Genomic DNA, 11,171 nt, shown 5'->3' on the forward strand with positions numbered 1-11,171 from the left:
CCGGAAGGCTGCATGAACTGCAAATCTGTGTCCAATCTACTGCGGGCGGTACAATTGGATGGTCAGGTTGACGTCGTTGTAGTCCTTATCGGACGAGCCGGTGGTGATCCGCAGGTCTTCCCAGTTGAAGTTGCCCTTGGCCTCCGCGCCAGCGGCGGTGCCAGACGGTGTGGCCTGCACATGCGACTGGCCGTCCAGGTTGAGTTTTTGGTCCGAGAAGTAAACCGGCGCGCCGGCGCCCGACAAAGCCGTGCCGCCAACCTTGGCGATCCATTGTCCGCCGATCTTTTCGAAGGTGACGCTGGTGTTGCCCGTCAGGCCGGCATTCAGTTTGTCGCCGTTGGGGATCAGGAAGAAGCCAATCTGATCCGGCGACACGCCAGCAGGCAGCGAGATCGAGGTCGCGGCACCGGTCTTGACGTTGTCCCAAATGACGGTGCCCGAGACCGGGTCGCCACTCGCGTTTTTGATATACCAGCCAAAGCTGTTGTTGTAGCCCGCCTCGCCGCCACTGTACGCCACCGTGAAGGTCGGCACCAAACCCTGGGTGGGCGCGTTGACCACGACCTCGGGCACATCGTCCTGCACGCGCGCCGTTAGATCCACCTGGATGGGGTCGCCGTCTTTGTCTTGCCCTACCAGCGTGATGGTGCTGAGATCAAGCCAGTCTTCCGCAGCCTGCATCGCGGTATCGCGCCCGGCATTATCCAGCCCGTACAAGTCCGTGTGGGTGACCGTATCGTGCTGCAACGCGCCCACGACTTCGAGCGTGTATTTGCCCGCGTCAGGACCCGTTGCCTGAATGGTCAGAATGGCGCCCAGCTTGTCCGAGCTGTCGGACGGCAACGCCTTGCCATCGACGCCAAACCGAATGGTGATAACCCCGTCAGCAGGGTCGTAATCCGTTCCACCCACGGTGGCCTTGACCACACCGCCAAAGCCGTCCGCGCCCCAGTGGATAACGCCTTCCTTGATCGTGCCAACGCCCTGAGTGCCCAGCCCGTCGGCTTCGTTGTTGCCGCCGATGTCCTTGACGGATTCCTCTTCCAGATCGAGCCGCTGCAGGCCGACGGATCCTTCATCTTCAAGGATGAACTTCGGCACGTCGTCGCCAAATGCCAGCTTGCCGTTCAGATCCAGGGCCTGGGTCGCCCGATCGTCGTCGCTGTCGGTGGCCGTGATGTTCAGAACGAAGGGCACTTCGCCCAGATTGAGCACTTTCAGCTCATCGGCGCCACCTTCCTCCCCGTCAGGGGCATCGTGCAGAATCGCGCGCTGCTGCTCCAGTACCAAGCGGCCAAAACCCCCCACGGTCAAGGTAAATGCAGCCCAACCTTCCACATTCGGCTCACCCTCGTTGCCCACCCGCGCCCAGACGGTGCGGCCGTCGTCCGAGGTGTAGAGGAACAGCGGCTCACCGGTCAGCGTGTCGCGTAGGCCGGAGTCCACGCCATTCAGCGGCCCAAAAGCAAAGGTCATGCCGACCATGCCTTCGGACGGCCCATCTTCACCCGGCTCTTCGCCCGAGACGAGCTTGGGACCGTCAGCACCGAACACGACTTGGAACACCGTGCCCATCACCTCGGCCTGGTCGGTTTCCGCGTCGCTGTCGGCATCCGTGCCCGATGCCAGCGCCTTGTCCTCGGTACGAAGCTGCGGCAGTTCGGCAGGCGCCGCGTCTTCGCCCTCGATTTCGACCGGAAGGATTTGGGGGCCGTCGTCGGTGATCGTGATGCCGATGCTTGACGACGCCAACACGACGTTGGCCGGATCGCGCACCTGGATCACGAAGGGATCCTGAACGGTATCGTCTTCGTAAGTGTCGTCCCCATCCAGCACGTCGAATGGGCCATCGCCGTCATCCCCGTTGATTTCGGGCTTGGGATGCGACACGTTGCCGGTCAGCGTGTAGGTGTATTCGTATGTCCCGCCGCCGGTCAGCGTGACCGTGATGGTGCCGTACTTGCCCTCCAGCGTCCACGGGCCGGGGCCGGTGAGCTGAATCTCGTCGCCGTTGTCGTTGACCAGCCAAATGCTGTTGGGCACGTTGCCCGGGGTGTAGGTGAATGACCCCGTGACGGTTTCCTCGGTCTCGTTGAACCGGGTGCCGGGCGAGCCACTGTTCCGGTTTCCAGTGCCTTCACTGCCTTGGTCCAGCGAACTTTCGCGCACCGTGCCGTCGCTGCCTGTGATGGTAGGAAGAATGACCGGCGGCTCGGTGGCCGGCGGCTCAGTGGCCGGCGGCTCAGTGGCCGGCGGCTCGGTGGCCGGCGGCTCGGTGGCCGGCGGCTCGGTGGCCGGCGGCTCGGTAGGCTGAGGGGCCTCCGCCGTCAGCAGCGGCGCGTCGATGGGGCCTTCTGGGTTGAATTGGTAGTCGTATGCCAACGGGTCGACGCCTTCGGTGATGCGCAGCAGCCGCACGAAGCTGCTGCCATCGCCACCGGTGCCACCAGCGGCGCCCGCAGCCGCGGCTTCGAGTTCCTGCGTCAGGTCGCCGCCCTGCTCGAGGATCTGGGTGATTTGCTCGACCGTCTGCGGCTGCAAGGCCGCATCGGCCGACGTGGGGGTGGCATCGGTCTGGACCAGCGTTTCGTCAACGCGAACCGCCTGCGCCGGCCCCATCGCCAGGATTTGCCCATCGTCCATCAGCAGCTCGACGCGGGCGCCGGCGGCGGTGCGCAGGGTTTCGCCCTTTTGCACGACGTCACCGACCTTGGCCGCGCGTGTGCTGCCGTCGGGCCCGACGATGACGGCGTTGCCGTTGAGCGAGAGGATGGTGGCTTTGGCCATGGATGCACTCCTGAGCGTAGAAAGACGTCGGCCACAGCTTACGCCCGGGGGCGGGCTGCGGCCATTGGACTTAAGTCCATTTTTGGGGGCCGGCGCGTCAGCCGTCCTTTTGGGCGTTGCCTTTGTCCTTGAGCGGTACGATCGGATCGACTTCGCGGCTGGGGCCGGCGTCGAGTTGAAGGCCCAAGATGGTGAGGTCGGGAGGCTCGGGCGCCGCGGGGCGCCGACGTCGGCATCCGCGACCGAGCCATCGAGGGAATCGTCGATCGCCAGCGCCGTCGGCGCGGTGGATGCTTGACCGTCGTCTTCAAGCGCGTCGGGGGCTCCATCGCCGTCGCGATCGAACGCGTCCGGGGTGCCGTCTCCGTGACGGTCCGCGGCAAACGATGGCAGGGGCGCACTTGAACCGCAAAGGCATCGGTCCTCTTGTCGCTGGAGGCGAGGTTGGTCTTGGCAGAGGAGGGGAACGTGTCCCCGTGTTGCGCTTGGGGGTTGGGGGTGACAACGATCGATGTCTGCGCGGTGTCGGGGCGCGCATCGGGCCGAAGATCGGGCGGCGGCCGCTTCGCTGGTCGAGCACGGGCTCGACGAACGCGCCCGCGATCCGGCGACGGGGGATGGACGCGGATCAGATCAGCCCAGAATCCCCGTCGTCCAGCAGCTGCAGCCGCCGGCTGAGGGTGGCGCGGGTCTGGCGGCGTTGCAGCAGCTTGGCCTGGGCCTCGGCCGGAAAATCCGTAAACTGGATGACGCCGCGGGCGATCAGGATGTCGATCAGGTCTTCGGCGATGCGCGCCAGCTCCTGGTCGGTGCTGGCAAGCAGCTGCCGGGCCCGATCGGGCGAGGACGCGCCGACCGCATCCGGGGTATCGGGAGCATCGTCAGGGCTCATGGGCGGGCCTCGGTCGGGGCAGGGGTGCCGTCGGGCGCGGTCGCCGCTTCGCCGCCGGACAGACGCAGCGCCAGTTGCAACCGATCGCGCACGCCGAGCTTGTCGAACACGCTGCCCAGGTGGGCCTTGACGGTGCGCTCGCTGATGCAAAGCTGGTCGGCCACCTCGCGGTTGGACTTGCCGGCCGCGACGGCCCGCGCTACCTGCGCTTCGCGCTCGGAGAGAACGGACAAGTCGGCCACGGTGCGCGGCACCGCCGGCGTTTGGTCGAGGACCTGACGCGTCGCAGACAGCAGCCGCTGAACCAGCTCCGACCCCACCCACAAGCCGCCGTGGCGGACGACGTGCTCCACCTCGCGCAGGACGGCGGGGACGGCCAGCAGGTGGACATAGCCGCGCGCGCCGGCGTCCAGCGCCCGCAGCCCCTCGGCGTCGTTGGGCACGGGGCTGAGCACGACGACGGGCGCCGCCCCCTGAATGTGCTGCAGACGGCGCACGCAATCCAGCCACTCCGGGTGGGTGACGGGCAACCACACGGTATCGGCCGCCCGTACCGTGCCCTGCAGCGTGGACCAGGTGGACCACTGCCCGTCGGGGAAGGCCTGCAGCCAGCGCTCGGGGGGCATCACGGCCGCGGCCCCGGGGGCGCCGGCGGTGACGAGAAAATGTCGCTTGCTCACGTCCGTGGTCCTCCGGGTTCAGCGCTCGGACAGGGCATTGGCTTTGGCGCGCAGCACCGGCTTGAGCAGATAGGCCAGCACTGTCTTTTTGCCGGTCAGGATGTCGACCTGCGCCACCATGCCCGGAATGATAGGCAAGCCCTCGCCCAGGCTGGCCTGCCGCGTGCGCAGCCGGACCAAATAGTAGGCGTTGCCCTTGTCATCGACGACCGAGTCGGCGCCGATGCTCTCGACGTCGGCCCGCAACCCGCCGTAGATGGCGAAGTCGTAGGCCGTGAACTTGACCATGGCCTCCAGCCCCGGTCGCAGAAAGGCGATGTCCTTGGGTGCGATGCGCGCCTCCAGGATCAGTGCGTCGTCCAAGGGGACGATTTCCACCACCTCGCGCCCGGGCTGCACAACGGCGCCGACGGTGTTGACATGCAGCCGCTTGACGGTGCCGCGCACCGGCGACTTGAGGTCGGCCTTGAGCACCTTGTCCTCCAGCGCGCGGCCGCCTTCGGCCATGGCGGACAGCCGGCTGAGGGTTTCGGACAACTCGGCGCTCATCTGGCTGCGGGCGTTGAGCTGCACCTCTTCGATGCGGCGCTGGGCCTCGGCGATGGCCGCCTGCACGCGGGAGATTTGGGCCGCCGACTGGTCGCGCTCGCCGCGCAAGCGGGCCACGTCGCGCTCCAGGCGCAGGACTTCGACCTCGGAGACGGCGCCGCTGCGCACCATGGGGCGGGTGGCTTCCAGCTCGCGCTGGGTGAGCTCGAGGCTGCGTTCGGCCTGCTCCTTGCGGGCGCGGGCTTCGTTGAGCTCCTGCTGGCGCTGGCCCAGTTGGCTTTGGGTGATACCGATCTGGGCGGACATCTCGGCCCGTTTGGCGTCGTAGGCGGCGCGCTCCTGGGCCACGAACTGCGGCGCGTTGCGCTGCAGTTCGGGCGAGGGCGCGAACGGCCGCCCCTGGATGAGGGCCTGCAGCCGCTCGGCCTTGGCCTGCAGCGCCAGCTGCATGGTGCGGCTCTCGCCCAGGTTAGAGACAAAGCGCGTCGGGTCCACGCGCAACAACAACTGTCCCGCCTGCACGAGCTGCCCCTCGCGCACCAGAATCTCGTCGACCACGCCCCCATCGACGCTTTGCACGATCTGCACCTGGCTGGTGGGCACGACCCGGGCTTCGCCCCGGGTGACTTCGTCGATCTCGGCAAAGGCGGCCCAGACGATCATCAGCGCGACGACCACGGCGGCGATGCGCACCAGGTAGCGCGCACGCAGCGGCTCTTGCTGAAGCTGCGCCCAGTCCGCGTCCGTGGCCCAGTCCAGCGACTCGCGGTCGATGTCCGGGGGCAAGTCCCCGCCCAGGCGCTCGACCACGCCGCCAAACAAGGTGCGCCCCAGCCGGCTGCCGCCCGCCGCCAGACGGCCGAAACGTTCGAATCCTTTGGCGCCCAGCTCGCTCATGGCGCAGCCTTTCCGATTCGGCCCTGACGCAGCGCCAGAATGACTTGCTCCTTGGGACCGTCCGCGACGATGCGGCCCGCATCCATGACGATGATGCGATCGACCAGATCGAGCAGCGAGGTGCGGTGGCTGACCAACACGACCGTTTTGCCCGGGACGAAACGGCGCAGGCGGTCCTTGACCGTTTCCTCGCTGGAGTGGTCCATGGAGGCCGTGGGCTCGTCGAGCAGCAGGATGGACGGGTCGCGGATGACCGCGCGGGCGATCGCCACGCCCTGGCGCTGCCCGCCGGAGAGAGAGTCGCCCCGCTCTCCGATGACCATCTCGAAGCCCTGCGGATGGGCGTTGACGAATTCGGTGATGCCGGCGATGGTAGTGGCCTTGAGCAGGTCCTCGTCGTCGGCCAGCGGTGCGCCCAGCGTGATGTTCTCGCGCAGCGAACCGTAGAACAGCATCACGTCCTGCTGCACGTAGCCGATGTGGCGGCGCAGCTCGGCCGGGTCGAGCTGGCGCGTGTCCACGCCATCGATGAGCACGGCCCCGCCGGTGGGCCGGTACAAGCCGAGGATGAGCTTTTGCACCGTGGTCTTGCCCGAGCCGACGCGGCCCAGGATGGCCACCCGCTCGCCCGGCCGCAGGCGAAAGCTGACGTTGCGCAAGGCGCCGTTTTGCTGACCCGGGTAAGCAAACGAGACGTCGCGGAATTCGATCGCACCCTCGAAATGCCCACGGGTCACGAAGTGCGCATCTTCGGGCCGTTCGACCTCGCGCTGCATCATTTGGTCGAGCGAGTCGAGCGACGTGCGCGCCGTGTGGTACTGCACCAGCAGGCCCGCGACCTGCCCGATCGGTGCCATGGCGCGCGAGGCCAGCATGGTGCATGCGATCAGGCCGCCCATCGACAGTTGGCGCTCGCCGATCAGGTAGACGCCCAGCATGACCATCGCCACGTTGACCGTCTGCTGAATCATGGACGAGGTGTTGGTGGCGCTGTTGGACAGCAGGCGCAGCTGGGCGCCTACACGCGCCAACAGGGCAGCGCTCTTTTCCCACTTGCGCTGCAGGGGGGACTCGGCCGCCAACGCCTTGACCGTCTCGAAACCCACCAGCGCCTCCACCAGCGTGGCGTTGCGCTGGGCGCCGGCGCGGTAGGTGGTTTCGGCCAACTCGTGCATGCGTTGCTGCACGCCCAGCGCATAGAGCAGCATCAGCGCAGCCCCCAGCACCAGGGGGATGAGCATCGGCGGCGCGATCCAAGCGATCACGGCAAAAAAGATCAGCGCATACGGCAGGTCGATGAAGGCGATGACCGTGGCCGAGCCGATGAAGTCGCGCACCGCCTCGAACGCCCGCAGGTTGGCCGCGAACGAGCCGGCCGAGGCGGGGCGCTGCTCCATGCGCATGCCCAGCACCCGCTCCATGATGAAAGAGGAGAGTTTGACATCCGCGCGGCTGCTGGCCAGATCGACGAAGCGCCCACGCAGGGTGCGCAGCACCAAATCGCCCAGCAGCACGACCACCACCCCCGCCGCGAGCACCCACAGCGTATCGAACGCCTGGTTGGGCACCACGCGGTCGTACACGTTCATGATGAACAGCGGCATCGCCACGGCGAACAGGTTGGTCAGGAACGCCGCCAGCAGCACGTCGCGGTACAGGCCGGCGTTCTCGGCAATCACACCCCAGAACCAGTGGCCCCGGCGCACCCCGCGCACGATGGGCGAGCGCGCGTCGAAATGCTGGCGCGGCCGCACATAGAACGCGCGGCCGCTGTAGCGGGCTTCCAGCTCGGCCAGCGGCATGTCGACCGGGGCATCGCCCAGTTCCGGGAACACGACCCGGCAGCGGCTGCCGTCCTCCGAGCGCTCGAGCAACACGCAGGCGTCGCGCTCGCGCAACAGCAAAACGGCGGGCAGCAACTCGGTGCGCAGGCGGGCGATGGGCTGGCGCACGACCTTGCTGCTCAGACCAACGCGGTGGGCGGCGCGGTCGAACAGGCTGGGCGTCAAATGCCCATTGACGGTGGGCAGGCCCGCCACGGCGCCTTCCGGGTTGGCGGCTAGGCCATGCGCCCGGGCCACGATGAGCAGGCAGGCCAGCAGGGGATCGTCCCCCCTCGCCGGCGCTGCGGAGGGCGCAGCCGGCTCGCTGGGTGCCGCGCTCATGCACACGCTCCAATCGACATCGAACGCCCCTTCGATCTGCTGATGGATCCCCTGCGCCCCAGCCGCCCACCCGACGGGGAAAGCCGATTACCCTTGCGGGCCGCGCATTGCTAAAAATGAGTATAGCGCCGTTCAATCGGCCAGCAGCAGAGCCGGCTCGTCGCTGGCGATGACGTTTTGCGCCCAGGCGCGCAGCTTGCGGGTGTCGCTGCGCAGCACCTGTTGCTTGACGGCCAGGATTTGCGTCGGATGCATGGAAAAGCTGCGCAAGCCCAACCCCAGCAACAGACGGGTCATGGTGACGTCGCCAGCCATTTCGCCGCAGACGCTGACAGGCTTGCCCGCCTCGCGGCAGGCGGCGATGGTGTCGGCCACCATGCGCAACACAGCCGGGTGCAAGGGGTCGTACAGATGGGCCACCGATTCGTCCACCCGGTCGATGGCCAGGGCGTACTGGATCAGGTCGTTAGTGCCGATGGACAGGTAATCGAAGTGGCGCACGAACAGCCGCACCGCCAGCGCGGCGGCCGGCACCTCGATCATGGCCCCCAGGCGCACGGGGCCATAGACCGCCCCGCGCCGGTCGAGCTGCTCGCGTGCCTTGGCCAGCATGGCCTGCACCTGGCGGATCTCGCCCAAGTGGGCCAGCATCGGGATCAGGACGTTGACCTTGCCGTGCGCGGCCGCCCGCAGAATGGCGCGCAACTGGGTCAGAAACATGGCCGGCTCGGCCAGGCTCCAGCGGATCGCCCGCAGCCCCAGCGCGGGGTTGAGGTGTTCGTCGCGCCGATGGTGGTCCAGCGGCTTGTCGGCGCCCACGTCGACCGTGCGGATGGTCACCGGCAAGCCGTGCATGCCCTCGACGGCGCGGCGGTAGGCGTCGTACTGCTCCTCCTCGTCCGGCAGCTTGCCACCGCGCCCCATGAACAGGAACTCCGTGCGGAACAGCCCCACGCCGACCGCCCCCACGGCCAGGGCCGGCAAGGTGTCCTCCGGCTGCTCGATGTTGGCCAGCAACTCGATGCGCTCCCCATCCAGCGTGACGGCCGGGGTGTTCTTGATGCGCGCCAGCCGCTCGCGCTCGATGACCCCCTGGCGCTGCTTGTAGCCGTACTCGGCCAGCACCATGGGCGTGGGATTGACGATGAGCACGCCCGCGTCGCCATCGACGATGACCCAGTCGTCCTGCTGCACGAGCTGGCTGGCGTTGCGCGCCCCCACCACCGCCGGGATGTCCAGGCTGCGCGCGACGATGGCGGTGTGGCTGGTCTTGCCGCCCACATCGGTGACGAAGCCGGCAAAGACGCTTTGCTTGAACTGCAGCATATCCGCCGGGGCGAGGTCGTGCGCCACCAGCACGAGCGGCTGCGTCTCCACCCCGGGGGCTGGCGCGGCCGTGACGGGCGAGGCCACCCCGCGCATGACACGCAGCATACGCTCGACCACCTGTTCCAGATCCGCCTTGCGCTCGCGCAGGTAGGGGTCCTCCATCTCGTCGAACTGCTTGGCCACCAGCCCCAGCTGCGCCGTCAGCGCCCATTCGGCGTTGTAGTGGCGCTCGATCACCCAATGCTTGACGCCGTCCTGCAGGTGCTCGTCCTGCAGCAGCATCAGGTGCACCTCCAGCAGGGCGGCCAGTTCGGTGTGGGCCTCCACCCCGTCGTGCACCAGGCCCTGGCGCAGGCGGGTGATTTCCTCTGCAACGGCGTCGCGAGCCTGCCGCAGGCGGGCCAGTTCCGCCTCGGCCTGATCGGGCGCGATGAAGTAATGCGCCACGTCCAGGCGGCTGGAGGCGACCAGCACCGCCCGGCCGATCGCCACGCCGCGCGAGACGGCCTGCCCGTGCAGGGTGAAGGTCATTCGCCCTCCCCGAACTTGTCGTCGATCAGCGCGACGATGGCGTCCATGGCCGCCTGCTCGTCGGGGCCGTCGGTTTCGACATCCACTGTGGCGCCCAGGCCGGCGGCCAGCATCATCACCCCCATGATGCTTTTGGCGTTGACGCGCCGGCCGTTTCGGCTGAGCCACACCTCGCACGCAAAACCGCCGGCCAGCTTGGTGAGTTTGGCCGAGGCACGGGCGTGCAGCCCGAGCTTATTGCTGATGGTCACGGTGCGTTGGATCATGGACGGGCCTGCGGAATTGGTTTTGCGGCGCAGTGGGGGCCAGCGGCATGACGCCCTGGGTGCCCCCGAGCGTGGCGCGCGACACCAGGGTGTCGATGGGCTCGTGGCGGTAGGTGACGGCGCGCAGCAGCATGGGCAGGTTGACCCCCGTAACCAGGCGGGTGTGGGCGCCATCGAGCAATTGCGTGGCGATGTTGCAGGGCGTCGCGCCAAAGATGTCAGTCAGCACCAGGGTGTCGTCCGCGCCGTGCAGGGCCATCATCCGGCGGGCCTGGGCCAGCGTCTCCTCGGGGGCCTGGTGCGGGGGCACATCCAGTGCATCGACGGCCTGGTGCGCGTCCGGAAAGACGTGGAGCACGCACTGCCGCAACGCGGAGGCCAGGGGTGCGTGGGCGATGACGAGGATGGCGTTCACGACAAAATTATCCGCCCGATCAGCGCAGGGCGAGCCCGCCGAAGTAGGTTTCGTGGGCATCGGGCGACAGCCCGGGGCCGTAGAGCGCCACCTGGGCCAGCCAACGGCCGTCGCTGGCCCAGTGCAACTCCGCCTGCACCGCTGCACCGGTGGGGGTGCGCCCGGGGCCGCGCCAGCAGCGCCGCAAGGTGGCCCCGCGCGTGGCACAGGGCACGGCGGCCCAGCCGGGGGGCACCCCGTCCGGCCCCGGCTGCAGCTGCAGGGTGGCCCAACTGGCGCGCTGCCAGTCGTCGATCCAGCCGGCAGGCCCCTCGCCCGCGGGCCAGGCGTCGGGCAGGCGCACCGCCGCCACAGCGAACGTGTGACCTGCCGCTTCGCAACTCAGCATGTACAGCGCCACCGGCGGCTGTTGCGGGCCGCGCAGGGGCACATCGCGCGTGGCGCGCTCGGGCTTGCAGGGCAGCACCGCCGTCACCGGTGTGGCCTCCTGCCGCACGGTGCGCCAGTCGAGCGCGGGGCTGCACGCCGAGCCCAGCAGGGCCATCAGCAGCGCTGCCGTGGCCCCCGGCAGGCGGGCGATGGCGGGGCGAGGAAAAGCGGGGCACAATGCCATGCCGACCATCGTACCGCAGCCCCCGACGCCCCCATGAGCACGCC

The 11,171-nt window shown here is 68.3% G+C and carries 9 protein-coding genes; all 9 read right to left on the reverse strand.

Annotated features, from left to right (window positions below; translation table 11 throughout):
• Positions 1-36 precede the first annotated feature (36 nt).
• Positions 37-2,790 (reverse strand): retention module-containing protein, encoded by a 2,754-nt coding sequence (locus tag V7026_RS09585; protein ID WP_334155158.1) that lies wholly within the window; start codon positions 2,788-2,790, stop codon positions 37-39.
• 628 nt (positions 2,791-3,418) lie between these two features.
• On the reverse strand, positions 3,419-3,682 hold the full coding sequence (locus tag V7026_RS09590; RefSeq protein WP_334155159.1) for a hypothetical protein: 264 nt from the start codon (positions 3,680-3,682) through the stop codon (positions 3,419-3,421).
• Entirely contained in the window at positions 3,679-4,362 is a 684-nt protein-coding gene (locus V7026_RS09595; protein WP_334155160.1) for a response regulator transcription factor, read from the reverse strand. The genes V7026_RS09590 and V7026_RS09595 overlap by 4 nt, the downstream gene beginning before the upstream one ends.
• Before the next feature lie 18 nt (positions 4,363-4,380).
• A complete protein-coding gene (locus V7026_RS09600; protein WP_334155161.1) occupies positions 4,381-5,808 on the reverse strand; it encodes an HlyD family type I secretion periplasmic adaptor subunit in 1,428 nt (475 codons plus the stop codon).
• Positions 5,805-7,973, reverse strand: coding sequence for a type I secretion system permease/ATPase (locus tag V7026_RS09605; protein WP_334155162.1), 2,169 nt, complete (start codon positions 7,971-7,973; stop codon positions 5,805-5,807). The genes V7026_RS09600 and V7026_RS09605 overlap by 4 nt, the downstream gene beginning before the upstream one ends.
• Positions 7,974-8,105: 132 nt before the next feature.
• Positions 8,106-9,833, reverse strand: coding sequence for a phosphoenolpyruvate--protein phosphotransferase (gene ptsP, locus V7026_RS09610; RefSeq protein ID WP_334155163.1), 1,728 nt, complete (start codon positions 9,831-9,833; stop codon positions 8,106-8,108).
• Positions 9,830-10,099: an HPr family phosphocarrier protein gene (locus V7026_RS09615; RefSeq protein WP_334155164.1), complete on the reverse strand. Its 270-nt coding sequence runs from the start codon at positions 10,097-10,099 to the stop codon at positions 9,830-9,832. Before V7026_RS09615 ends, ptsP begins: the two co-directional genes overlap by 4 nt.
• On the reverse strand, positions 10,068-10,514 hold the full coding sequence (locus V7026_RS09620) for a PTS sugar transporter subunit IIA (protein ID WP_334155165.1): 447 nt from the start codon (positions 10,512-10,514) through the stop codon (positions 10,068-10,070). The genes V7026_RS09615 and V7026_RS09620 overlap by 32 nt, the downstream gene beginning before the upstream one ends.
• Before the next feature lie 19 nt (positions 10,515-10,533).
• Positions 10,534-11,171 (reverse strand): hypothetical protein (locus tag V7026_RS09625; RefSeq protein ID WP_334155166.1); only part of this gene is annotated, 638 nt, incomplete at its 5' end.

It is taken from the genome of Tepidimonas sp. (assembly GCF_036825565.1).
Taxonomy (GTDB): Bacteria; Pseudomonadota; Gammaproteobacteria; order Burkholderiales; family Burkholderiaceae_C; genus Tepidimonas.

Coding starts and splice junctions, on each gene's coding strand:
- V7026_RS09585 (WP_334155158.1), bottom strand. CDS start 2,790: ATGGCCAAAGCCACCATCCTCTCGCTCAACGGCAACGCCGTCATCGTC.
- V7026_RS09590 (WP_334155159.1), bottom strand. CDS start 3,682: ATGAGCCCTGACGATGCTCCCGATACCCCGGATGCGGTCGGCGCGTCC.
- V7026_RS09600 (WP_334155161.1), bottom strand. CDS start 5,808: ATGAGCGAGCTGGGCGCCAAAGGATTCGAACGTTTCGGCCGTCTGGCG.
- V7026_RS09605 (WP_334155162.1), bottom strand. CDS start 7,973: ATGAGCGCGGCACCCAGCGAGCCGGCTGCGCCCTCCGCAGCGCCGGCG.
- ptsP (WP_334155163.1), bottom strand. CDS start 9,833: ATGACCTTCACCCTGCACGGGCAGGCCGTCTCGCGCGGCGTGGCGATC.
- V7026_RS09615 (WP_334155164.1), bottom strand. CDS start 10,099: ATGATCCAACGCACCGTGACCATCAGCAATAAGCTCGGGCTGCACGCC.